The following is a 23,965-nucleotide window of genomic DNA, read 5'->3' on the forward strand; positions in this document are numbered from 1 at the left end:
CCTTATAAAAAGTAGCGATCGCGGAAGGTCAACAGCGCCTTTTCAAAACAGCTAAACGGCGGGTGCACAATGCCCGCGCCAATCATGCCAATACCGGCGTTTTTGTGGGCAATGGCGGTGTTAATGACCGGCAGAATGCCGCTGCCTGCGACTCGGGTGATGTCGATAGCGGTTGGAATGCCCATAAACGACAGCAGCGGAATGGTGACGTTCGGGTTTTCACCGAGGGTGATTTCGCGCATCTGGCGGGAGAAGTCGATGGCTTCTTCCACCGTACCGCCCACCAGCGCGACAATCGCCGGGGCCGTCGCCATCGCAAAGCCACCGATACCGTAGGTTTCCGTGATGGCGCTGTCGCCGATATCCAGCCCGGAGTCTTCCGGCTTGTAACCCGCGAACATCGGGCCAATCACCTGCTGCGCCGGGCCGGTGAACCACTGCCCTGGCAGGCCAGAGACGCGCAGACCAAACTCGTAACCGTTACGCGCCATGGTGGTGACCACGGTGCTGTACTCAATGCCGTGGGCGGCGTCCAGCGCGGCCTTACACATCGCCATCCACGTCGGGCCGGAGAAGTAGTCGCTGCTGGCGACAAACTCAAATACCTCGCGCTGCTGCGCCACCGGATAACCCGCCTGGATCAGCCCCGGCGTCAGCGCCTGGATCAGCAGTGTGGTGCCCGCGTTGTTGCGGTTGTGGCATTCGTCACCCATGTGCAGCGCCTGGGCCAGCATCAGGCGCAGATCGATTTCGCCGATAATCTTCATGGCGTCGCGCAGCATCGGGCCAAGCACATCGCGCATCCAGTTCAGACGGTCAATGACGCTCTGGTCGTTGGCGCCCATGCGCAGGATCTTCGCCATCTGCTCGCTGAGGTTGGTGTAGGCGCGGTTGCCGTAGGTTTTATTCTCAACGATATGCATAAACATCGACGCGGAGGTGACGCCCGCCATCGAGCCCACGCAGTCGTGCTCGTGGCACGGCGAGAAGGTGATGTCGCCTGAAGCCGCCAGCCTTGCCGCCTCCTCCAGATCGTTCGCCAGCCCTTCAAACACCAGCGCGCCGGTGACAGCGCCTTTCATCGCGCCACACATATTTTCCCAGCTCACCGGAGGACCGGCATGCAGAATGGTGGTACGGGTCATCCCCGGCACAACGTTAATCGCCTGGTCGTACCCCACCAGCACCGGGTGGGACTGAATGATGCGCTCCAGCGCAATCTTGTTGGCGGCAGCGATCTTCTCTGCAAGCGGCTCCGCGGCCAGCTGGTCGAGCGCTTCGACGATCTGCATATTGCCCTGCCCCGGCGGTGCCCAGTCGAGCTGGGTGACGGGGACGTGCTGTTTTTTAAGATCGTCACTGAACAGCGCAATACCGACGTTAATGACGTTCAGCGGTTGGTTGAATAAGGTGGTCATCAGGCGTTCTCCCCTTTGCAGACAAATTCGCGTGCCAGTAATCCGGTGTTAGTACTGCTGCTGGCCCAGATCACGCCGGCATCGGTCAAAAGCTGACACTGCTGCGCCAGCGACTGGGGATCCTGGTCGGTGCCCAACACATAGCCGAGGATCTCCAGCGGACGGTTATCGGCTTTCGCAATCGCCTGCGCCTCTTTAATGGCATCGAGCATCACGCCGACCGGATCCTCATGCGCGCCAAAGCCCAGCACGAAGTCCATCACAATTACGCCCACTTCCGGATCGCGCGCCTCCTGCAGCAGGCGGCTGATGCGGTTGGTCGGGTCGATCATCGGGTGCGGTTTGCCGTTGGTGAAATCGTCATCCCCAAAATCGAGGAAGGTGTGAGCCTGGCTGACGTTAATGTCGCGCAGGCGTTTCGCCGGATCGGGCTGAATGTTGCTGTAGACGTCGTCGTACTTCTCAAGCGCGGCGAACATCGCTTCATCACACAGGGTGCCGCCACAGAACAGACCGCGAATGTATTTCTGCTGCGGAGTGAGACGGGCGCGCACCTCTTCAATCAGGGGCCAGTTGAGCGGATGCAGGTTAAGGGACGCTTTGTTGATACCGGTGAGCAGCACGGCCTTCAGGGCCGCTTCTTTGGTGCCGCGGGCGAACTGCAGACCGTCTTCATCGGCGGGCGGTTCGTTGCGTCCAAGGAAGCAGGCGATGACCGGTTTGCGACAGGCCCGGGCACGCGCCAACACCTTTTCTGCCACCGCTGGCGCTGGCGGTTTGGAGATCAGCGCGATGACCTGGGTGGCATCGTCGGCCTCCAGCATGTCGATGGCGTCGAGCATCATCAGACCACCGATTTTTTCACTGAGATCGCGCCCGCCGGTGCCAATCAGCTGCGATACCCCGCCGCCAAATTCATGAATGCGCACGCTCAGCTCCTGGCTACCGGTGCCGGACGCCCCGACAATGCCTATCGACCCGCGGCGTACGGCGTTGGCGAAGCACAGTCCTGCGCCGTTGATGATGGCAGTGCCGCAGTCTGGCCCCATCATCAGCAGCCTTTTCTGGTGCGCCAGCTGCTTGAGCGCCAGCTCATCGTCGAGGGAGACGTTATCGGAAAAGAGCATCACGTTGAGATCGTTTTCAAGCGCCTTGCGCGCTTCGCGTGCCGCAAACATGCCGTTTACTGAAATCACCGCCAGGTTGCTGTCGGGACGATGGGCTTTCGCGCTGGCCAGAGTCGCGTAGCGTGCTTCATGGGTGCCCGCGCTCTCTTTTCGGTTAAATAACGCTTCAATCGCCGCCAGGGTTTCATCATTAGCCGCATCGCCTTTAATGACGATCATCAGATCGCCGTTTTTCGCATCCTCTAATTCCGGCGTTAACAGCCCGAGATTTTTTAATACGCCTTTGTTCATTTCCGTCGCCATCGCTACAAAGGCCTGCTCAACGCCCGGCAATTTATTGGCTTTGGTGGAAACGGACATTAATGAGACGGAGTCAAAATACGTGTTCTTTTTAATCACGATTTTTGTGGGCATTATTTTCTCCTGAATGCGGATAAAAGGGGGCCGCCGTCGTGCAAAATGCACGTCGGAAAAATACGTTTGAAATGGGGGCCAGCCGGAAACAGGCTGGCCGAATAAATTACGCGCCCGCCGCCAGCAGCAGATCAGCTATCGCGTGGTAGCCTTTTTCCCGCGCCAGTTCGAGCGGGGTTTTACCGTATTTATCGGTCATGTGCGGATTCGCACCGTGGTCCAGCAGCAGCTTCACGATCGCCTGCTGTTTCGGGCCGCCGTCATTCAGGACAATGGCTTCCAGCAGCGGCGTCCAGCCGACAAAGTTGGTGTGATTAACGTTGATATCGGTCTTTTCCAGCAGCTCGCGGACAACCTCCACATGCCCTTTCTCACTGGCGGGCGTAATCCCCACTCCGCCGAAGCGCGTCAGGCGGTCCAGATCCGGGTTGGCGGGCAGAACAAGCCGCAGCAGGGTTAAATCATTGGTCAGGCAGCTTATCAGGAAGGGGTTAAAACAGGTCTGGTCCTGTTTATCTATATCCGCACCGGCGTCAATTAATAACGCGACACAGGGGTAATGTTTTTTCAGGCTGGCAATAACAATGGCGGTTCTTTTCTGACGGTTGGTGGCGTTAATATCGACACCTTTCTCAAGGCAGGCTTTTAGCGCGTCGACATTACCCTGCTCTGCCGCCAGTAAAAATTCCGTCACAAGTTCGTTCGCAGACATACAGACTCCCGATGGTGTGTTGCTGATGACCTGAGAATAGCAACAGCCCTTTCAGAAAAGAATCCGCTTAAAAATCATTCATCGACAGTCAATTCATTGTTGAGTTAAATTCAACGGTTCAGCCAAAACGTGCGTCTGTGCAACCTTTTTCTTATGGGTAAGCGTTTTTTCAGGCCATTCACGGCATTTTGCTTATGACCAAAGAAGCCTTGCATAACAAGGCCTGTAGCTAAACATCAGAACTGTGACCGCCGTCAAATGCGTTGTTGCGCCGCTGTTAAAATATGTTCAAAACTGATGGTAACCCGGAGCCGTAATATGAATTCCATCTTTACTGAAGAGAATCTGCTGGCCTTCACCACGGCGGCGCGTTTTGGCAGTTTCAGCAAAGCCGCCGCCGAGCTGGGTGTGACCACGTCGGCCATCAGTTACACCATCAAACGTATGGAGACCGGGCTGGACGTGGTGCTGTTTGTGCGTAACACCCGCAGCATTGAGCTGACCGAGTCCGGCTTTTACTTTTACCGCAAGGCTACCGATCTGCTGAACGATTTCTATGCCATCAGGCGAGGGATAGACACCATCTCTCAGGGCATCGAGGCGCGGGTACGCATCTGCATCAATCAGCTTTTGTATACCCCACGCCATACCGCGCGGCTGCTGCAGGTGCTGAAAAAGCAGTTTCCCACCTGCCAGATCACCGTCACCACGGAGGTCTATAACGGCGTCTGGGACTCAATCATCAATAACCAGGCCAACATCGCGATTGGCGCGCCGGATACGCTTCTTGACGGCGGCGGCATTGATTATACGGAGATTGGCGCTATTCGCTGGGTATTCGCCATCGCGCCGGAACACCCGCTGGCGTTTGTCCCGGAACCGATAGCGGAAAGCCAGCTGCGCCTCTACCCGAACATCATGGTGGAGGACACTGCGCACACCATTAATAAGAAGGTCGGCTGGCTGCTGCACGGGCAGGAGGCGATTCTGGTGCCGGATTTTAACACCAAATGCCAGTGTCAGATTCTGGGGGAAGGGATCGGTTTTTTACCGGAATACATGACCCGGGAGGCCGTAGCGGACGGGCTGCTGGTGACACGACGCATTAATAACCCGCGTCAGGATTCGCGCATGCTGCTTGCCACGCAGCATGCGGCGACCGGCCAGGTTACGCGCTGGATCAAACAGCAGTTCGGCCCGCAGGGCGTACTGACCGGGATCTACAGCGACTTACTGTGGCGTACCTAGTTTCTCGTCTGAACCCAAAACGCGTGGATAAGTCCAGGGAAGTAGCCCAGTATGGTCAGAAGGATATTCAGGATGAACGCCCAGCCCAGTCCATTGCCAAGCAGTACGCCCAGCGGCGGGAGAATAATCGTAAAAACAACACGCCAAAAACCCATAAAGACTCCGTGCAAGCTAACCAATTGAAAATTATAAAAGAGACATCTCTAAGCGTAGCCAGTTTACGGGTAACTGCCATTCGGCTGGCGCGCTTTTACCTGCCTTTACCCTCTTTACACTGGCTTAAATCCTTCTTTAAATGCTCTACTACATAAAACACGATCGTAAGGAAACACCATGTCTCTTCCTCTGATTACGCCACAGCAGGCAAACGCGCTTATTGATGACGGCGCAAAGCTGATTGATATTCGCGATCCTGACGAATATGCCCGCGAGCATATTCCCGTCGCACAGTCCGTGCCGCTGGACACCTTACCCGGCGCACTGAACGCCGGGGCAGGTGAAACGGTGATTTTTCACTGCCAGTCCGGGGCCAGAACATCGAACAATGCCGCACGTCTTGCCCTGGTGGCGTCGCCTGCTCAGGCCTTCGTGGTCGAGGGCGGTATTCAGGGCTGGAAACAGGCCGGACTGCCGACCGTAGAAGATAAATCCCAGCCGCTGCCGCTGATGCGTCAGGTGCAAATTGCTGCCGGACTGCTGATTCTGTGCGGCGTGGTGCTGGGCTATACGCTCTCCAGCGGCTTCTTTCTGCTGAGCGGTTTTGTCGGGGCCGGGCTTCTGTTTGCTGGCCTGACCGGATTTTGCGGCATGGCAAGACTGCTCAAGGTGATGCCGTGGAACAGACATACCTCATAAGCAGTAATCGATGAACCCTGCTGTACCCGGCGTGTGACGTGGGCTACAGTGAAGATCGCTAAAACGATGAGGAGGTTCTATGTTTTCTGTCGGTGATTATGTGCAACCGCGTCAGGGCGGCCCGAAACTGAAAGTGCTAGAAGTGAATGGGGATAGCATTGTGGCCGTTCAGGCCAGCAATGAGCAGGGCGAGAAATATACCCTGAAAGCAGCGGATGTTGCGCTGTACACCGAAGACGGTGATTTTGGCGTCTGCTAAACAGACAACCGGGCGGAGTCTTCCGCCCGGCTCACGCATTAGATCAGAAAATCATCCAGTGATTTGCCATTTTCCAGCGCATTGGCAATAGGCTTCGGCGTGCGGCCCTGACCGGTCCATGTTTTCTCTTCACCGTTCTGGTCAATAAAGCGATATTTTGCTTCACGCGGCTTACGTTTTTTCGCCGATTTACCCGCATGCGCCAGCTCTACACCCAGCAGATCGGACGGTGAAATACCATCGGCTTTCATCCGTTCCAGCAGAGCATTAATTTTTTCCTGCTGCTCAGCGCGCTGTTGCTCTAATTCCGCCTGCTCACTACGTTTCTCTTCAGCAACGACCCTGACTTTTTCCAGCATTTCCTCAAGAACGTCCAGGGATAATTCACGCGCCATGGCGCGCAGAGTTCGGATATTATTAAGATTCTGTAACGTCAAAGACATATTATTTGAAAACCTTTTTTGTGGTGAGTCGTAAAATCAAAGCGAAGAATAATTCATTTCAAACATAATATCCACCCATCGACGCTTTTTGTCATTATTGTAAATATTTTTAAAGACGCCGCTTATATTATCCGGATATCGCGTTGTCGCGCTGCTTTTAATAAACATTCATAACAACATAAACGGTCGGTTTTAAGGCAAATCACAGGAGGGTACGCTGCACGCTGCGTTTCGCACGGTCGCCGCCCACGCACTGCAAGCAACTTGTTGATTTTGCGCATCAAAAAACAGGACGAGAAAGAAAATAACGAAGCGAGCAAAAAACCATCATCTTTAGAGGATTTTGTGGAAAAAACGCGAATAAATAAAAATTTAACACTAGTTGTTAGTTTAAAGCCAGAAGGATACGCTATACACGTCAACCAAACCAACCCAAATCACTAAGATCATTACTTTTGTGCGTCTCAAGGAGCTCAGCCATGTTCTCACCGCAATCTCGCCTGCGCCACGCGGTAGCGGATACTTTCGCGATGGTTGTCTACTGTTCCGTCGTGAACATGCTGATTGAAATATTCCTCTCCGGAATGACCTTCGAGCAGTCACTTTCTTCGCGTCTGGTAGCGATCCCGGTGAACATTATTATCGCCTGGCCTTACGGCTTATACCGTGATGCCGTAATGCGCTTCGCCCGCCGCATCAGCCCGTCTGGCTGGATGAAAAACCTGGCAGATGTGCTGGCCTATGTGACGTTTCAGTCGCCGGTGTATGTGGCGATCCTGTTGACGGTGGGGGCAGACTGGCATCAGATTGCCGCAGCGGTGAGCTCAAATATCGTGATTTCAATGTTGATGGGCGCGGTGTATGGCTATTTCCTCGACTACTGTCGCCGCCTGTTCAGGGTCAGCCAGTACAGCCAGGCAAAAGCCTGATATGAAGCGACTGGCGTATGCCAGTCGCAGTATTATTGTGCGTCGCCAAACAGTCCCTTCAGAAACCGCTCCAGCGCCATACGCGAGCTAAAACCATGCGGAATACCATAATGCTCGTGCGTCTCGCCGCCTAAATAGAGCGGAAATTGCTGGTAGTGATCGCAGGTTTTAATATCCGAGGCAGGCTCAGCAAATGACAGACTTCTGTCTTTCAGCGTCGGGTGAATAATAAGAGCGGTACGCCCCATTCTGGCTTCACGATTCACGTAAACATAATTCTCGCCACGGCGATAGCCATACGCTTTTGGCGTCACTTCATCCATGGTGAATCCCGCTTTTTCAAGAACGCGCGCCACCTCATCCGGTCGTAAATACATATCTTTTCCTCGTTATCTTTTCCTGCCCGGCAACCTTACAGTATTCAGCATTAGCAGGGCTTTCAGAATATTCCATAAACGACCTGATGAGTCGTGACTCGCTTCAGATATTAAATTTCTGAACTAAACTAAACCGGAAGACAAAATTATGGAGGATCGTATGTTTAACAGACCGAACCAAAACGATATTAACGACGACGCTCAGGATATTCGTAATGATGTCAGCAGATTAGCGGACACGCTGGAGGAGGTGCTGAAATCCTGGGGCTCCGATGCGAAGGACGATGCGGAGGCCGCAAAACGTAAGGCTCAGTCTCTGCTGCGTGAAACACGCGCCCGGATGCATGGCCGCTCTCGTGCCACCCAGGCTGCCTGCGACATGGCAAGTTGCGCCACCACCTTCGTTCGTGAAAAACCGCTGTGTACCCTGGGTACGGTCGCGGCGGTGGGTATTTTTGTTGGCGCCCTGCTTAGCCTGCGTAAGTAAGCACGCGTTATCAGCCCCGGTTGCCTCTGGCGCCGGGGCTTTTCTTTGCCTGAAAGCCTGAAAAACCCGTGCAGCCTGCCCTGCCCCGCTGTGCTCATCATTGGGGCGCCATCAATCTGAATTTCCCATATCTTGTATGGTTGAAACTTAGCACAACTACATCTAGTATTCCCTTTAGCAAGACACATACAACCTGACGCGATGCTTCGCGCCGTTCTCTCATTTTAAATGGAAATACGAATCATGAGCATTATTATTTACACTCGTAACGATTGTGTTCAGTGCCACGCGACCAAACGCGCTATGGAAAGCCGCGGGGTGGACTTTGAGATGGTGAATATCGATCTGGTGCCCGAGGCTGCCGATACTCTGCGTGCCCAGGGATTTCGCCAGCTGCCAGTGGTGGTGGCCGGGGAAACCAGCTGGTCTGGCTTTCGCCCGGACATGATTAACCGCCTCGCCGCGCAGGCCGCAAGGGCATGAGTGGGCTGGTCTACTTCTCCAGCAGCTCGGAAAACACGCTCCGCTTTATTGAGCGCGTCGGGCTGCCTGCGGTGCGCATTCCGCTCAACGAGCGGGAGCGTATTCAGGTAGACGACCCTTACATTCTGGTGGTTCCCAGCTATGGCGGCGGCGGTACGGCAGGTGCGGTACCGCGTCAGGTGATCCGCTTTCTCAACGATCCCCATAACCGCGCGCTTATTCGCGGCGTGATTGCGGCGGGCAATCGTAATTTCGGCGACGCCTTCGGTCGCGCCGGGGATGTCATCTCTCAAAAATGCGGCGTGCCGTATCTCTATCGCTTTGAACTGATGGGGACACAGCAGGACGTAGAGAACGTGCGTAAAGGAGTGAACGAATTTTGGCAACGACAACCGCAGAACGCGTAATGCAGGCGACACCGGACTACCACGCCTTAAACGCGATGCTTAACCTCTACGATCGCGAGGGGCGCATCCAGTTTGGTAAAGATCATGACGCCGTGGACGCCTTTTTTGCCGCCCATGTCCGTCCAAACAGCGTGACGTTCGCCAGCCAGGATGAGCGTCTCGACTACCTGGTCAACGAAGGGTATTACGAAGAACGCGTGCTCTCCCGTTACGACCGCGCCTTTGTGGTCAGGTTATTTGAGCGGGCCCACGCCAGCGGTTTTCGGTTCCAGACGTTTCTGGGCGCCTGGAAGTATTACACCAGCTACACCCTGAAAACCTTCGACGGCAAACGGTATCTTGAAAGCTTTGAGGATCGCGTGGTGATGGTGGCGCTGACCCTGGCCCAGGGCGATGAAGCCCTGGCTGAACAGCTGATGGAAGAGATCCTCTCCGGACGCTTCCAGCCAGCCACTCCGACCTTCCTTAACTGCGGCAAGGCCCAGCGCGGCGAGCTGGTCTCCTGTTTCCTGCTGCGTATAGAAGACAATATGGAGTCGATTGGCCGCGCGGTAAATTCGGCGCTGCAGCTGTCCAAACGCGGCGGCGGCGTGGCGTTTTTACTGTCTAACCTGCGTGAAGCGGGTGCGCCAATTAAGCGCATTGAGAACCAGTCATCCGGCGTGATCCCGGTGATGAAGATGCTGGAAGATGCCTTCTCCTACGCCAACCAGCTTGGCGCGCGTCAGGGGGCCGGGGCGGTCTACCTGCACGCCCACCACCCGGACATTCTGCGTTTTCTGGATACCAAACGCGAAAACGCCGACGAAAAAATCCGTATCAAAACCCTGTCGCTCGGCGTGGTGATCCCGGATATCACCTTTAAGCTCGCCAAAGAGAATGCCGACATGGCGCTGTTCTCGCCGTATGACATCGAGCGAATTTACGGCAAAGCGTTTGGCGACGTGGCGATAAGCGAGCTTTACGACGAACTGGTTGCCGACGATCGCATTCGCAAAAAATACATCAACGCCCGCGATTTCTTCCAGCGGCTTGCCGAAATCCAGTTTGAGTCCGGCTACCCGTATATCATGTATGAAGACACGGTAAACCGTGCGAACCCGATTGCCGGGCGCATCAACATGAGCAACCTCTGTTCGGAGATTTTGCAGGTCAACAGCGCGTCCACTTATGACGAGAATCTGGACTACGCCGACATCGGCAAAGATATCTCCTGCAACCTCGGGTCGCTGAATATCGCCCACACCATGGATTCCCCCGATTTTGGCCGTACGGTCGACACGGCAGTTCGCGGCCTGACGGCAGTATCAGACATGAGCCATATCCGCAGCGTGCCGTCCATTGAGGCAGGCAACGCCGCGTCGCACGCCATTGGTCTGGGGCAGATGAACCTGCACGGCTATCTGGCGCGGGAAGGCATCGCCTACGGCAGCCCGGAAGGGCTGGATTTCACCAACCTCTATTTTTACACCATCACCTGGCATGCGCTGCACACCTCAATGATGCTGGCGCGCGAGCGCAACCAGCGCTTCGCGGGCTTTGAGCAGTCGCGCTATGCCAGCGGGGAATATTTCAGTCAGTACCTGGAGGGCGACTGGCAGCCGAAAACGGAGAAAGTGCGCGCGTTGTTTGCCCGCGCCGGGATCGTTCTGCCCACGCGCGAAATGTGGCAGCAGCTGCGTGACGATGTGATGCGCCACGGCATCTATAACCAGAACCTGCAGGCGGTGCCGCCCACCGGCTCTATCTCCTATATCAATCACGCCACGTCGAGCATTCACCCGATTGTGTCGAAGATTGAGATCCGCAAGGAGGGCAAAACCGGGCGCGTCTACTACCCCGCCCCGTTTATGACCAATGAGAACCTGGCGCTGTATCAGGACGCGTATGAAATTGGCCCGGAAAAAATCATCGATACCTACGCCGAAGCAACCCGGCACGTGGATCAGGGCCTGTCGCTGACGCTCTTCTTCCCGGACACGGCCACCACGCGGGATATCAACAAAGCACAGATTTATGCCTGGAAGAAAGGCATTAAAACGCTCTATTACATTCGCCTGCGCCAGCTTGCGCTGGAAGGCACCGAAATCGAAGGCTGCGTGTCCTGCGCGCTGTAAGGAGAAAGGATGAAACTGTCACGCGTGAGTGCGATTAACTGGAACCACATTCAGGATGATAAGGACCTGGAGGTGTGGAACCGCCTGACCAGCAACTTCTGGCTGCCGGAAAAAGTGCCGCTTTCTAACGATATTCCGGCCTGGCAAACCCTGAGTCATGCCGAGCAGCAGCTGACAATCCGCGTCTTTACCGGTCTGACGCTGCTGGACACCATCCAGAATACCGTTGGCGCCCCCGCGCTGATGGCCGATGCGCTGACGCCGCACGAAGAGGCGGTGATGTCGAACATCAGCTTTATGGAAGCGGTGCACGCCCGCTCCTACAGTTCGATCTTCTCGACGCTGTGCCAGACCAAAGATGTGGATGCGGCCTACAGCTGGAGTGAAGAGAGCGAGTCACTGCAGCGCAAGGCCAACCTGGTGCTGGATTATTATCAGGCCGATGAGCCGCTGAAGAAGAAAATCGCCAGCGTGTTTCTGGAATCATTCCTCTTCTACTCCGGCTTCTGGCTGCCGATGTACTGGTCGAGCCGCGGCAAACTCACCAACACCGCCGATCTCATTCGCCTCATTATCCGGGATGAAGCGGTGCACGGGTATTACATCGGCTATAAGTACCAGAAAGGGCTGGAGAAAGTCAGTGATGCCAGACGCGAGGAGCTAAAAGGTTTTGCCCTTGATTTGCTGATGGATCTCTATGATAACGAACTGAGCTATACCGAAGAGCTCTACGCCGGAACCGGCTGGGAAGAGGAGGTAAAAGCCTTCCTCTGTTACAACGCCAATAAGGCGCTGATGAACCTCGGCTACGAGGCGTTGTTCCCGCCGGAAATGGCCGACGTGAACCCGGCAATTCTGGCGGCGCTCTCCCCCAACGCTGATGAAAACCACGACTTCTTTTCCGGGTCCGGCTCATCGTATGTGATGGGTAAAGCGGTGGAAACAGAAGATGAGGACTGGGATTTTTAATGAGCGCCTTAACGTTCATTAATTAAATATAAATATTCCAATTTCCTTCCGGATATTTCTCCTTCAGCTACACTGTCATCTCCACGACATATTCGCCTGAATCACTCCGATCCAGGCGAATTCTCCCGATGGCGCAGCAAAAAATTCACAAAAATTCAGATCGCGCTCAGCCCTTTACTCATGGGAAATTCAGCCGTTTCGCTTACTGCAAAATTCAACCCATAAGCAAACCCAGGGTTGCCTCAGAATCTGAGTATGTTAGGGTTATGCCCGTTAACAATTTACCATGGTAATCATATCGACATAAACAAATAACAGGACACTCTCTATTGCATGGCAATTAAATTAGAAGTGAAGAATCTTTATAAAATATTTGGCGAGCATCCGCAGCGCGCATTCAAATATATTGAAAAAGGCCTTTCGAAAGAGCAAATTCTGGAAAAAACCGGGCTATCGCTTGGCGTTAAAGACGCCAGTCTGGCCATTGAAGAAGGCGAGATTTTTGTCATCATGGGGTTATCCGGTTCGGGTAAATCCACTATGGTTCGCCTTCTCAATCGCCTGATTGAACCCACCCGTGGGCAGGTCCTGATTGATGGTGTAGACATTGCCCAAATATCAGATGCCGAACTCCGCGAGGTGCGCAGAAAAAAGATTGCGATGGTCTTCCAGTCGTTCGCCCTGATGCCGCATATGACGGTACTGGATAATACCGCCTTTGGTATGGAATTAGCGGGCGTTGCCGCCAGCGAACGTCAGGAAAAAGCGCTTGATGCATTGCGCCAGGTGGGGCTGGAAAATTATGCCCATGCGTATCCGGATGAGCTTTCCGGCGGCATGCGTCAGCGTGTAGGTTTAGCCCGCGCATTAGCCATTAATCCCGATATTTTATTAATGGATGAAGCCTTCTCGGCGCTTGATCCCTTAATTCGCACCGAGATGCAGGATGAGCTGGTAAAATTACAGGCCAGACACCAGCGCACCATTGTCTTTATTTCTCACGATCTCGATGAAGCCATGCGTATTGGCGACCGCATTGCCATTATGCAAAATGGCGAAGTGGTGCAGGTCGGTACACCGGATGAAATTCTGAATAATCCGGCAAATGATTATGTGCGGACCTTCTTCCGCGGCGTGGATATTAGCCAGGTGTTTAGCGCCAAAGATATTGCCCGTCGTACCCCGAACGGCATTATTCGTAAAACGCCAGGTTTCGGTCCGCGCTCTGCCCTTAAGCTTCTGCAGGACGAAGACCGTGAATACGGTTATCTGGTTGAACGCGGCAATAAATTTGTCGGCGTTGTCTCCATCGATTCTCTCAAAACCGCGCTCAGCGAAAACCAGGGAATTGATGCGGCGTTAATTGACGCTCCGCTTGCCGTGGATGCCGAAACGCCGCTCAGCGAGTTGCTCTCTCACGTCGGCCAGGCACCCTGTGCCGTGCCGGTTATTGGTGAAGAACAACAGTACGTCGGCATCATCTCAAAACGGATGTTGCTGCAGGCTTTAGATCGCGAGGGGGCAAACCATGGCTGATCAATCTAACCCGTGGGGCACCACAGAGGCAGCAGACAGCGCTGCGCAATCTGCCGATGCGTGGGGTTCCACGCCAGCACCGGCCGATGGCGGTGGCGCGGCAGACTGGCTCAATAATGCGCCAGCACCGGCACCAGAACATTTCAATATTATGGATCCGTTCCACAAAACGCTGATCCCCCTGGACAGCTGGGTAACGGAGGGGATCGACTGGGTGGTTACCCATTTCCGTCCCGTCTTCCAGGGGATCCGCGTTCCGGTGGATTACATCCTCAACGGCTTCCAGCAACTGATGCTGGGCATGCCCGCGCCGGTGGCGATTGTGCTGTTCTCGCTGATCGCCTGGCAGTTTGGTAGTGCAGGTATGGGGATCGCCACGCTGATCTCGTTGATTGCGATTGGTGCCATTGGCGCGTGGTCGCAGGCGATGATCACCCTGGCGCTGGTGCTGACCGCCCTGCTCTTCTGCATTGTCATTGGATTGCCTACGGGGATCTGGCTGGCGCGCAGCCCACGGGCGGCGAAGATTGTTCGTCCGCTGCTGGATGCGATGCAAACCACGCCAGCGTTCGTTTATCTGGTGCCCATCGTGATGCTGTTCGGTATCGGCAACGTGCCGGGCGTGGTGGTGACCATTATCTTCGCCCTGCCGCCGATTATTCGTCTGACAATACTCGGGATTAACCAGGTGCCTGCGGATCTGATTGAGGCCTCCCGTTCGTTCGGTGCCAGCCCGCGGCAGATGCTGTTTAAGGTTCAGCTCCCGCTGGCAATGCCTACCATCATGGCGGGGGTTAACCAGACGCTGATGCTGGCGCTCTCGATGGTGGTGATCGCCTCGATGATTGCCGTTGGCGGGCTGGGTCAGATGGTACTGCGCGGTATTGGCCGCCTCGATATGGGGCTGGCGACCGTCGGCGGCGTGGGCATTGTGATCCTCGCCATTATTCTTGACCGCCTGACCCAGGCTGTCGGTCGTGATTCACGCAGTCGCGGCAACCGTCGCTGGTATACCACCGGCCCTGTCGGGTTACTCACCCGCCCATTCAGAAAATAAGGAACAACGATGCGACATAAGGTACTTTTTGCCACAGCGTTTGCCACCCTTGTCTCCACCAGCGCATTCGCCGCGGACCTGCCGGGTAAAGGCATTACCGTGCAGCCGGTGCAGAGCACCATTTCGGAAGAGAGCTTCCAGACGCTTATCGTCAGCCGCGCGCTGGAGAAGCTGGGTTATACGGTCAATACGCCGAGCGAAGTGGATTACAACGTCGGCTACACCTCGATTGCCTCCGGTGATGCGACCTTCACTGCCGTCAACTGGCAGCCGCTGCACGACGATATGTACGCCGCGGCTGGCGGTGATAAGAAGTTCTACCGTGAAGGCACCTTCGTGACCGGTGCGGCGCAGGGTTATCTGATCGACAAGAAAACCGCCGACCAGTACCACATCACCAATATTGAGCAGCTGAAAGATCCGAAGATCGCCAAACTGTTCGACACTAACGGCGACGGCAAAGCCGATATGATGGGCTGCTCGCCGGGCTGGGGTTGTGAAGCGGTGATTAACCACCAGAACAAAGCGTACGGTCTGGCGAAAACCGTCGACGTGAGCCACGGCAACTACTCAGCGATGATGGCCGACACCATCGCCCGCTTTAAAGAGGGTAAACCGGTGATTTATTACACCTGGACCCCGTACTGGGTGAGCGACGTGCTGAAGCCGGGTAAAGATGTGGTGTGGCTGCAGGTACCGTTCTCCTCCCTGCCGGGCGAGCAGAAAGATATCGACACCAAACTGCCGAACGGCATGAACTACGGCTTCCCGGTGAATACGATGCATATCGTCGCCAACAAAGCCTGGGCGGAGAAAAACCCGGCCGCCGCCAAACTGTTCTCGGTAATGAAGCTGCCGCTGGCGGACATCAACGCCCAGAATGCGATGATGCACGCGGGCAAATCGTCTGAGGCGGATGTGAAGGGCCACGTTGACGGCTGGATTAAAGCCCACCAGCAGCAGTTTGATGGCTGGGTGAAGGAAGCGCTTGAGGCGCAGAAGTAAGTTTTTCCCCTTACCCCGGTTCTCTTAATCATTCCCTCTCCCTGTGGGTTGAGGGATCCCCAGTAATTTTTTACCGAAAGCGACGAAAGTTGTTTTAGGAAAATTAATGACTTACAGCGACGCCCTGGTCCGGCTGTAAATCGCTGAGGCGTTTCCTGCAGGCCGGGGCGAGGCGCATGGATGCGCCGAGAGGGCGGCTTTACAGGGACGTTACATCCGCCCGTCCCCGATAAGCCGGAAGGAATAAGCCGAAAGTACCGCGAAGCGGCGATTTACCGCCGGGAGCCCGGGTCGCCAGGGCGGCGGCGATTGAGCCGCCCTGGCACGTTCACAAGTCATGCCGTTACAGAGTAGCAAGGAACATAAAGTGAACGGAATTACCTCTACAGCCATATGTTCCCCCTCACCCCAACCCTCTCCCTCAAGGGAGAGGGGGTCCTCCGTGCAGGCATTATTTTATGGGGATCCCTCACCCCTGTGGGAGAGGGTTAAGGTGAGGACACCAGACCGCACCATCCCCTAAACCGCACAATCCATCACCCAACAATCCCCCATCCTTCACAATCATTGGTTATTATTGTTTCCGGAAAAATAATCACTTAACTAATGATTTCTGAAACCCATGACAAAAACATCTCAGGGGCTTAGCCCCGCGCTTATTCTTTTAATGTCCGTGGCAACGGGTCTGGCGGTCGCCAGTAACTACTACGCTCAACCTCTGCTCGATACCATCGCCCGGGCGTTTAACCTTTCTGCCAGCTCGGCAGGCTTTATTGTCACCGCCGCCCAGCTCGGCTATGCCGCCGGGCTGCTGTTCCTGGTGCCGCTCGGCGACATGTTTGAGCGCCGGATGCTGATTGTCTCCATGACCCTGCTGGCCGCAGGCGGCATGCTGATCACCGCCAGCAGCCACTCTTTAACAATGATGATTATCGGCACCGCGCTGACGGGTCTGTTCTCCGTGGTGGCGCAAATTCTGGTTCCACTGGCCGCCACCCTCGCCGCACCGGAAAAGCGCGGCAAAGTGGTGGGCACTATCATGAGCGGCCTGCTGCTGGGGATACTGCTGGCACGTACCGTAGCAGGTCTGCTGGCCAGCCTTGGCGGCTGGCGTACCGTCTACTGGGTGGCAAGCGTGCTGATGGTGGTGATGGCGCTCGCGCTCTGGCGCGGCTTGCCGAAGGTGAAGCAGGAAAATCACCTGAACTACCCTCAGCTTCTGGCCTCCGTGTTCAGCCTCTTTACCCGGGATAAACTCCTGCGCACCCGCGCGCTGCTGGGATGTTTCACCTTCGCCAACTTCAGCATCCTATGGACGTCGATGGCCTTTCTGCTGGCTGCACCGCCATTTAACTATTCCGAAGGGGTGATTGGTCTGTTTGGTCTGGCCGGTGCGGCGGGGGCGCTCGGCGCGCGTCCGGCAGGCGGGCTGGCCGATAAGGGCAAATCTCACATGACCACCAGCGCGGGACTGGTGCTGCTTCTGCTCTCCTGGGCGGCCATCTGGTACGGTCATACCTCCGTGCTGGCGCTGATCGTCGGCATTCTGGTGCTCGACCTCACCGTACAGGGCGTGCATATCACTAACCAGACCGTGATTTACCGCGTGAAGCCAGACGCGCGAAACCGTCTTACTGCCGGATACATGACCAGCTACTTCATTGGTGGTGCTGCGGGCTCGTTAATTTCCGCCTCGGCGTGGCAGCATGGCGGGTGGACAGGCGTGTGCGCGACAGGGGCCGTTGTCGCCGCGCTAAACCTGGTAGTATGGTGGCGCGGATACCATCGTCAGGAAGCCATTCACTAAGTTTTACATAGCTTTGGGCCTCTTAGGGTGTAAAGGGGCCCCTCACTCTGTTAATGTAAACGTAATCATTTATCCCAGAAATTTTAATGTGGGTGACATATTTTCAAACGGCATGAATAGTTCAGACCCCTGTCCTCACATCCTCTCTTCCGCGGGTTCATCCCTCTCTCTTTCTGTGCTCACCGGGTCACGGACTCACCCGGCGCTTTCTGATAGTGACATTAGTTTGGCGGATTTAACCGCACAAATAATTCATTTACATTATTTGTCACTGTCGTTACTATATCGGCTGTAATTAATGAGGTTATGCCCAAATGGATAGTTCGTTTACGCCCATTGAACAAATGCTTAAATTCCGCGCCAGTCGTCATGAGGACTTTCCGTATCAGGAAATCCTGCTGACCCGCCTGTGCATGCACATGCAGGGGAAACTGCTGGATAATCGTAATAAGATGCTGAAAGCTCAGGGGATTAACGAGACGTTATTTATGGCGTTGATTACGCTGGAGTCTCAGGAAAACCACAGTATTCAGCCGTCTGAGCTGAGCTGCGCGCTGGGTTCGTCCCGTACGAACGCCACCCGTATCGCTGATGAGCTGGAAAAGCGCGGCTGGATTGAACGCCGTGAAAGCGATAACGACCGCCGTTGCCTGCATCTGCAACTGACCGACAAAGGTCACCAATTCCTGCGTGAGGTCCTGCCACCTCAGCACAACTGCCTGCACAAACTCTGGTCTGTCCTCAGCACAAGCGAGCGCGACCAGCTTGAGCACATCACTCGCAAGCTGCTCACCCGTCTGGATCAGATGGATGAAGATGGCGCCATCCTTGAGGCGCTGCGCTAACGCGACGACACGCTCGAACATCCAGATTTAATAAAAGAAAACTGACAGGCCAGCACGTGACACTGCTGGCCTTTCTGACAACAGGTCGGCTCAGCCGATGTGAAAATAAGAAGATCGTGGAGAACAACAATGAGCGCAAATGCGGAGAACACAACCCCGCAGCAACCGGCCAACAAGAAAGGCAAACGTAAGAGCGCCCTTCTTCTGTTGACCTTGCTCTTTATCATTATTGCCGTGGCATATGGGATCTATTGGTTTTTAGTATTGCGTCATGCAGAAGAGACAGACGACGCATACGTGGCAGGGAATCAGGTACAAATTATGGCGCAGGTGTCGGGCAGCGTGACGAAAGTCTGGGCTGACAATACCGACTTTGTGCAAAAAGGGGATGTGCTGGTCACGCTGGATCCGACCGACGCTCAACAGGCGTTTGAAAAAGCACAGACCGCGCTGGCCTCCAGCGTGCGTCAGACCCGTCAGCTGATGATCAACAGTAAGCAGCTGCAGGCCAACATCGACGTGCAGAAAACCGCACTCGCCCAGGCACAGAGCGACCTGAACCGTCGCGTGCCGCTCGGTACCGCCAATCTGATTGGCCGTGAAGAGCTGCAGCACGCCCGCGATGCCGTTGCCAGCGCCCAGGCGCAGCTGGATGTGGCTATTCAGCAGTACAACGCTAACCAGGCGATGATTCTCGGTACCAGCCTTGAAAACCAGCCTGCGGTACAACAGGCGGCGACCGAAGTGCGTAACGCGTGGCTTGCCCTGCAGCGTACCAAAATCGTCAGCCCGATGACCGGCTACGTCTCCCGTCGTTCCGTACAGCCAGGCGCGCAGATCAGCCCAACCACGCCGCTGATGGCGGTCGTGCCGGCGGACAATCTGTGGGTTGATGCGAACTTTAAAGAGACGCAGCTTGCCCATATGCGTATCGGCCAGACCGCAACTGTTATCAGCGACATTTACGGTGACGACGTGAAGTACACCGGTAAAGTAGTGGGTCTGGATATGGGTACCGGCAGCGCCTTCTCGCTGCTGCCTGCGCAAAACGCCACCGGTAACTGGATCAAAGTGGTGCAGCGTCTGCCTGTGCGTATCGAGCTTGATCCTAAACAGCTGGCAGACCATCCGCTGCGTATTGGCCTCTCCACGCTGGTAACGGTGGATACCGCTAACCGCGACGGCCAGATTCTGGCAAGCCAGGTACGTAGCACCCCGGCTTATGAAAGTAACGCCCGTGAAATTAGCCTCGATCCGGTCAACAAGCTGATCGATGACATCGTGAAGGCAAACGCCGGTTAATCCGAAGGTGAGCGTTATGCAACAGCAAAAGCCGCAAAAACCGCTGGAAGGCGCGCAGCTGGTCATTATGACCATTGCGCTGTCGCTGGCGACATTCATGCAGGTGCTGGACTCCACCATCGCAAACGTGGCAATCCCGACGATCGCCGGGAACCTTGGCTCGTCATTGAGCCAGGGAACCTGGGTCATTACCTCGTTCGGGGTGGCAAACGCCATTTCCATTCCGATTACCGGCTGGCTGGCGAAGCGCGTCGGTGAGGTGAAGTTGTTCCTGTGGTCAACGGTGGCGTTTGTGCTGGCCTCCTGGGCGTGCGGGATGTCCAGCAGCCTGACGATGCTGATTTTCTTCCGCGTCATCCAGGGGATTGTCGCCGGGCCGCTGATCCCCCTTTCGCAAAGTTTGCTGCTGAGTAACTACCCGCCTGCAAAACGCTCCGTCGCGCTGGCGCTGTGGTCAATGACCGTGATCGTCGCGCCTATCTGCGGACCGATTCTCGGCGGGTACATCAGCGATAACTACCACTGGGGTTGGATCTTCTTCATCAACGTTCCGATTGGAGCGGTTGTGGTTCTGATGACGCTGCAATCCTTGCGCGGTCGTGAGACCCGTACCGAACAGCGGCGAATCGACAGCATTGGTCTGGCGCTGCTGATCCTCGGTATCGGCAGTCTGCAGATCATGCTCGACCGGGGTAAGGAGCTGGACTGGTTCAACTCGCAGGAGATCATCATCCTGACCATTGTCGCGGTGGTGTCGCTGAGCTTCCTGATTGTCTGGGAGCTGACGGACGACAACCCGATAGTCGATCTCTCGCTGTTTAAGTCGCGAAATTTCACCATCGGCTGTCTGTGTATCAGCCTCGCCTATATGCTCTACTTCGGCGCGATTGTTCTGCTGCCGCAGCTGCTGCAGGAGGTGTATGGCTATACAGCGACCTGGGCGGGTCTGGCCTCTGCGCCTGTTGGGGTGATCCCGGTGCTGCTGTCGCCGATCATTGGCCGCTTTGCCCATAAGCTCGACATGCGCAGGCTGGTGACTTTCAGCTTCATTATGTATGCGGTGTGCTTCTACTGGCGGGCGTATACCTTTGAACCGGGGATGGACTTTGGCGCCTCTGCGTGGCCGCAGTTTATTCAGGGCTTCGCGGTAGCGTGTTTCTTTATGCCGCTGACCACCATCACGCTGTCTGGCTTACCGCCTGAGCGTCTGGCGGCCGCGTCGAGCCTGTCGAACTTTACCCGTACATTAGCGGGCTCCATCGGGACATCGATCACCACCACGCTGTGGACAAACCGGGAATCGATGCACCATGCGCAGCTGACCGAAGCGGTAAATCCGTACAACCCGAATGCGCAGCAGATGTATAGCCAGCTTCAGGGGATGGGCATGACGGAACAGCAGGCGTCCGGCTGGATTGCCCAGCAGATCACCAACCAGGGGCTGATTATCTCGGCTAACGAGATTTTCTGGATATCCGCGGGGATCTTCATCGTCCTGCTGGGGCTGGTGTGGTTTGCCAGACCGCCGTTTGGTGCCGGCGGTGGAGGGGGTGGCGCGCACTAGTCCTCTGCGTGAAATGCCCGGTGGCGCTTCGCTTACCGGGCCTACGATATGTGCACATCCGGCAAAACCCGCGCTGTTGTCCAAAACGCGACAGCAATTGTCACATCCGATAAAGCAGCGCTCCTGAAATCGATTCACGATAGTGAAAAGACAACAGGAGCGCATCATGCTGAACACACCCGCCGACAAGTACCAGCCTTATCCCGTTATTTCTCTTCCCGACCGTCGCTGGCCTGAGCAACGCATCACCCATGCCCCGCGCTGGCTCTCAACCGATTTACGCGATGGCAACCAGGCCCTGGCCGAACCCATGGACAGCACGCGCAAGCTGCAGTTCTGGGATCTGCTGTTAAGCTGCGGGTTTAAAGAGATTGAAGTTGCCTTTCCTTCTGCCTCGCAGACGGATTTCAACTTTGTTCGCCAGTTGATTGAAGAGAATCGCATCCCGGATGACGTCACAATTCAGGTATTAACCCAGGCACGGGAAGACCTGATCGTCCGCACCTTTGAATCGTTACGTGGCGCGAAACAGGCCACCGTCCATCTGTATAACGCCACCGCCCCGCTGTTTCGCCGCCTGGTGTTCGGCCTGGAGAAAGCGCAAATCGTTGAGCTGGCAACACGCTCCACGCGGCTTATCCGCACGCTGTGCGAAGAGAACCCGGAGACGCGCTGGCAGTACGAATACTCCCCGGAGACCTTCTGCTTTACCGAGCCCGAGTTTGCGCTGGAGATTTGTGAAGCGGTGGCGGAGATCTGGCAGCCCTGCACCGAACGGCCCATGGTGATCAACTTACCGGCCACCGTGGAGGTCAGCACGCCAAACGTGTATGCCGATCAGATCGAGTATTTCTGCCGCCACTTTAGCCGTCGCACCGATGTTTGCATCAGCGTTCACCCGCATAATGACCGCGGCACCGGCGTGGCCAGCGCAGAGCTGGCGGTGATGGCGGGTGCGGACCGGGTGGAAGGCTGTCTGTTTGGCAACGGCGAACGCACGGGCAACGTCTGCCTGGTAACGCTGGCGATGAATCTCTACAGCCAGGGGATCAGCCCGAATCTCAACTTTAGCGATATGAACCGGGTGGTAGAAGTGGTGGAAGCCTGCAACCAGCTTCCGGTACACCCGCGCCATCCGTGGGCGGGACGGCTGGCCTATACCGCCTTCTCGGGCTCGCATCAGGACGCCATCAAAAAAGGCTTTGATGCCCGCAAACCGGGCGAGCGCTGGGAGATGCCGTACCTGCCCGTCGATCCGCAGGATATCGGCTGCACGTATGAAGCGGTGATCAGGGTTAACAGCCAGTCCGGGAAAAGCGGCAGCGCCTGGCTCATCGAGCAGAATCATGGTCTGAAGTTGCCCCGCGCGTTGCAGCAGGATTTTAGCCAACATGTGCAGCAGGAGACCGATCGCCATGGTAAAGAGATGACGCAGCACGCCCTGTGGCAACTGTTTCGCAGCCGCTACGGGCTGGTCGCAGACCCACACTTTGCCCTGCAATCTTATCGCAGCGACAGTCAGCAGGACGGTCAGTTACGTTTGACGGCAAGCGTCGTGACGCAGGGCGCAACGCGCCAGCTTGAAGGCCAGGGCAACGGGCTGTTATCCGCGGCAGCCAGTGGGTTAAGCCGCTGGCTCAACACCCCGTTTGTGATTAAAGACTACCACGAACATACGCTGGGGGAGCGCAGCGACAGCCGCTCGGTGGCTTACATCCGCTGCCTGTTCCAGGACGGCAGCAGCCGTTGGGGAGTGGGCATTGACAGTGACGTGGCGCGCGCCTCGCTCCAGGCGCTGTTTAATGCGGTGAGCTGTCTTTGAAGTAATCGCTGGGTGATGTCCCCATCACCCGGCGAAACATCGCGGTAAAGGCGCTGTGGCTACCGTAGCCCAGATCCAGCGCCACGCGTAACACGGGCTGCCCCTGAGCCAGCCGTTGCAACGCCTCCAGCAGGCGCGCCCTTCTCAACCACTCCGCGTAGCGTAAACCGGTCTGCTGTTGAAAATGACGGTTCAGTGTGCGCTCGCTCATGCCTGCGCAGCTCGCCGCCTCAGTACTGCTCCAGCTTTCACCGGGTGCCTGGCGGATCCGCTGGCAAAGCTGGCGTAACGGCTCGCTTTCCGGCTCCGGCAGATGAAACGGCAGCACTGGCATCAAACGGATCTCATCCAGAATCAGCTCATACACCCGCTCGTCGCGGCTCCCCGGCGAGTAAGACTCATCAAGCAGCAGGGAAGCGAGGATCAGTTCGCGTAACAGCGACGAGATCTGCACGATCTGGCAGGTTGCAGGGAGATCGGCCCGCGCCAGCGGATCGATAAACAGCGTACGCGCCGCCACGTTGCCGGTGATGCGAAGCGAGTGTTGCGTTCCTGCTGGCAACCAGACGCCACGGCCCGGCGGAACAACCCAACAGCCCGATGCGGTATCCACTCTTACCACCCCGCTCAGGGTGTGCAGCAACTGGGCACAGTCGTGCTGGTGCCACGGCTCGCTGTCACCATGAACGTAATCATGGGCAAACGGAACGAGGGGACGATGGGTAAAAGAGAAGGTAGACGTTGTGGTCATGGGTTAAACAACCCTCACCCTACCCTCTCCC

At 56.0% G+C, this 23,965-nt stretch carries 24 protein-coding genes; 17 read left to right on the forward strand and 7 right to left on the reverse strand.

From position 1 onward, the window contains the following. Nucleotides 1-2: 2 nt before the first annotated feature. The 3 genes from ACQG22_RS18245 to ACQG22_RS18255 form a co-directional block, all read right to left on the reverse strand. Entirely contained in the window at nucleotides 3-1,418 is a 1,416-nt protein-coding gene (locus ACQG22_RS18245) for a DUF1116 domain-containing protein (protein WP_180978486.1), read from the reverse strand. Next, nucleotides 1,418-2,959: an acyl-CoA synthetase FdrA gene (gene fdrA, locus ACQG22_RS18250; protein WP_369706677.1), complete on the reverse strand. Its 1,542-nt coding sequence runs from the start codon at nucleotides 2,957-2,959 to the stop codon at nucleotides 1,418-1,420. The genes ACQG22_RS18245 and fdrA overlap by 1 nt, the downstream gene beginning before the upstream one ends. 106 nt (nucleotides 2,960-3,065) lie before the next feature. Beyond that, nucleotides 3,066-3,671 carry an ankyrin repeat domain-containing protein gene (locus tag ACQG22_RS18255; RefSeq protein ID WP_040023527.1) on the reverse strand — a complete coding sequence of 202 codons (606 nt, stop codon included), beginning with the start codon at nucleotides 3,669-3,671 and terminating at the stop codon, nucleotides 3,066-3,068. 318 nt (nucleotides 3,672-3,989) lie between these two features. On the opposite strand from ACQG22_RS18255, the gene ACQG22_RS18260 reads away from it, so the two are divergent. After that, the gene (locus ACQG22_RS18260; RefSeq protein ID WP_013098409.1) at nucleotides 3,990-4,919 is read left to right on the forward strand and encodes a LysR substrate-binding domain-containing protein; all 930 of its coding nucleotides are present in this window, start codon (nucleotides 3,990-3,992) and stop codon (nucleotides 4,917-4,919) included. Here ACQG22_RS18260 and ACQG22_RS18265 read toward each other — a convergent pair. Continuing rightward, complete coding sequence (locus ACQG22_RS18265; RefSeq protein WP_102752601.1) at nucleotides 4,916-5,074, reverse strand: YqaE/Pmp3 family membrane protein; 159 nt, start codon at nucleotides 5,072-5,074, stop codon at nucleotides 4,916-4,918. The two genes, ACQG22_RS18260 and ACQG22_RS18265, sit on opposite strands and share 4 nt — an antisense overlap. A 178-nt stretch (nucleotides 5,075-5,252) precedes the next feature. Here ACQG22_RS18265 and ACQG22_RS18270 point away from each other — a divergent pair, with 178 nt between their 5' ends. Together ACQG22_RS18270 and ACQG22_RS18275 are read left to right on the forward strand one after the other, a co-directional pair. Then, complete coding sequence (locus ACQG22_RS18270; RefSeq protein ID WP_369706676.1) at nucleotides 5,253-5,774, forward strand: rhodanese family protein; 522 nt, start codon at nucleotides 5,253-5,255, stop codon at nucleotides 5,772-5,774. 79 nt (nucleotides 5,775-5,853) lie between these two features. After that, entirely contained in the window at nucleotides 5,854-6,033 is a 180-nt protein-coding gene (locus tag ACQG22_RS18275; RefSeq protein WP_023621597.1) for a hypothetical protein, read from the forward strand. 38 nt (nucleotides 6,034-6,071) lie between these two features. On the opposite strand, the gene stpA is transcribed toward ACQG22_RS18275, so the two are convergent. Further along, nucleotides 6,072-6,476 carry a DNA-binding protein StpA gene (gene stpA, locus ACQG22_RS18280; protein ID WP_013098413.1) on the reverse strand — a complete coding sequence of 135 codons (405 nt, stop codon included), beginning with the start codon at nucleotides 6,474-6,476 and terminating at the stop codon, nucleotides 6,072-6,074. Nucleotides 6,477-6,955: 479 nt separating this feature from the next. Here stpA and alaE point away from each other — a divergent pair, with 479 nt between their 5' ends. Then, nucleotides 6,956-7,405, forward strand: coding sequence for an L-alanine exporter AlaE (alaE, locus tag ACQG22_RS18285; protein ID WP_013098416.1), 450 nt, complete (start codon nucleotides 6,956-6,958; stop codon nucleotides 7,403-7,405). 32 nt (nucleotides 7,406-7,437) lie between these two features. Here the strand turns inward: alaE and ACQG22_RS18290 are convergent, their stop codons facing one another. Further along, nucleotides 7,438-7,782: a DUF2002 family protein gene (locus tag ACQG22_RS18290; protein ID WP_013098417.1), complete on the reverse strand. Its 345-nt coding sequence runs from the start codon at nucleotides 7,780-7,782 to the stop codon at nucleotides 7,438-7,440. Between the two features lie 160 nt (nucleotides 7,783-7,942). On the opposite strand from ACQG22_RS18290, the gene ACQG22_RS18295 reads away from it, so the two are divergent. The 13 genes from ACQG22_RS18295 to leuA all read left to right on the forward strand — a co-directional run bounded on the left by ACQG22_RS18295 (nucleotide 7,943) and on the right by leuA (nucleotide 23,183). Next, nucleotides 7,943-8,269 (forward strand): DUF883 domain-containing protein, encoded by a 327-nt coding sequence (locus ACQG22_RS18295; protein ID WP_029883716.1) that lies wholly within the window; start codon nucleotides 7,943-7,945, stop codon nucleotides 8,267-8,269. Between the two features lie 243 nt (nucleotides 8,270-8,512). Continuing rightward, the gene (gene nrdH / locus ACQG22_RS18300; protein ID WP_013098419.1) at nucleotides 8,513-8,752 is read left to right on the forward strand and encodes a glutaredoxin-like protein NrdH; all 240 of its coding nucleotides are present in this window, start codon (nucleotides 8,513-8,515) and stop codon (nucleotides 8,750-8,752) included. Beyond that, a complete protein-coding gene (gene nrdI / locus ACQG22_RS18305; RefSeq protein ID WP_029883717.1) occupies nucleotides 8,749-9,159 on the forward strand; it encodes a class Ib ribonucleoside-diphosphate reductase assembly flavoprotein NrdI in 411 nt (136 codons plus the stop codon). Before nrdH ends, nrdI begins: the two co-directional genes overlap by 4 nt. Continuing rightward, the gene (gene nrdE / locus ACQG22_RS18310) at nucleotides 9,132-11,276 is read left to right on the forward strand and encodes a class 1b ribonucleoside-diphosphate reductase subunit alpha (protein ID WP_062857149.1); all 2,145 of its coding nucleotides are present in this window, start codon (nucleotides 9,132-9,134) and stop codon (nucleotides 11,274-11,276) included. Before nrdI ends, nrdE begins: the two co-directional genes overlap by 28 nt. Nucleotides 11,277-11,285: 9 nt before the next feature. Further along, on the forward strand, nucleotides 11,286-12,245 hold the full coding sequence (gene nrdF / locus ACQG22_RS18315; protein WP_020684925.1) for a class 1b ribonucleoside-diphosphate reductase subunit beta: 960 nt from the start codon (nucleotides 11,286-11,288) through the stop codon (nucleotides 12,243-12,245). A gap of 333 nt (nucleotides 12,246-12,578) precedes the next feature. Continuing rightward, nucleotides 12,579-13,781: a glycine betaine/L-proline ABC transporter ATP-binding protein ProV gene (proV, locus tag ACQG22_RS18320; protein ID WP_013098423.1), complete on the forward strand. Its 1,203-nt coding sequence runs from the start codon at nucleotides 12,579-12,581 to the stop codon at nucleotides 13,779-13,781. Next, nucleotides 13,774-14,838: a glycine betaine/L-proline ABC transporter permease ProW gene (proW, locus tag ACQG22_RS18325; protein ID WP_013098424.1), complete on the forward strand. Its 1,065-nt coding sequence runs from the start codon at nucleotides 13,774-13,776 to the stop codon at nucleotides 14,836-14,838. The genes proV and proW overlap by 8 nt, the downstream gene beginning before the upstream one ends. Before the next feature lie 9 nt (nucleotides 14,839-14,847). Beyond that, the gene (proX, locus tag ACQG22_RS18330; protein ID WP_013098425.1) at nucleotides 14,848-15,843 is read left to right on the forward strand and encodes a glycine betaine/L-proline ABC transporter substrate-binding protein ProX; all 996 of its coding nucleotides are present in this window, start codon (nucleotides 14,848-14,850) and stop codon (nucleotides 15,841-15,843) included. Nucleotides 15,844-16,465: 622 nt separating this feature from the next. Beyond that, nucleotides 16,466-17,650 carry an MFS transporter gene (locus ACQG22_RS18335; protein ID WP_013098426.1) on the forward strand — a complete coding sequence of 395 codons (1,185 nt, stop codon included), beginning with the start codon at nucleotides 16,466-16,468 and terminating at the stop codon, nucleotides 17,648-17,650. Between the two features lie 314 nt (nucleotides 17,651-17,964). Beyond that, nucleotides 17,965-18,495, forward strand: a complete 531-nt coding sequence (gene mprA / locus ACQG22_RS18340; RefSeq protein WP_013098427.1) for a transcriptional repressor MprA — start codon at nucleotides 17,965-17,967, stop codon at nucleotides 18,493-18,495. A 129-nt stretch (nucleotides 18,496-18,624) separates the two neighbouring features. After that, on the forward strand, nucleotides 18,625-19,797 hold the full coding sequence (emrA, locus tag ACQG22_RS18345) for a multidrug efflux MFS transporter periplasmic adaptor subunit EmrA (protein WP_013098428.1): 1,173 nt from the start codon (nucleotides 18,625-18,627) through the stop codon (nucleotides 19,795-19,797). 16 nt (nucleotides 19,798-19,813) lie between these two features. Continuing rightward, nucleotides 19,814-21,361, forward strand: a complete 1,548-nt coding sequence (gene emrB, locus ACQG22_RS18350; RefSeq protein ID WP_013098429.1) for a multidrug efflux MFS transporter permease subunit EmrB — start codon at nucleotides 19,814-19,816, stop codon at nucleotides 21,359-21,361. Nucleotides 21,362-21,527: 166 nt separating this feature from the next. Then, entirely contained in the window at nucleotides 21,528-23,183 is a 1,656-nt protein-coding gene (gene leuA / locus ACQG22_RS18355; RefSeq protein WP_045294779.1) for a 2-isopropylmalate synthase, read from the forward strand. Here the strand turns inward: leuA and ACQG22_RS18360 are convergent. Beyond that, complete coding sequence (locus ACQG22_RS18360) at nucleotides 23,161-23,934, reverse strand: AraC family transcriptional regulator (protein WP_013098431.1); 774 nt, start codon at nucleotides 23,932-23,934, stop codon at nucleotides 23,161-23,163. The two genes, leuA and ACQG22_RS18360, sit on opposite strands and share 23 nt — an antisense overlap. Nucleotides 23,935-23,965 lie beyond the last annotated feature (31 nt).

This window comes from Enterobacter cloacae complex sp. 309I3 (assembly GCF_050031595.1).
GTDB lineage: Bacteria > Pseudomonadota > Gammaproteobacteria > Enterobacterales > Enterobacteriaceae > Enterobacter > Enterobacter cloacae.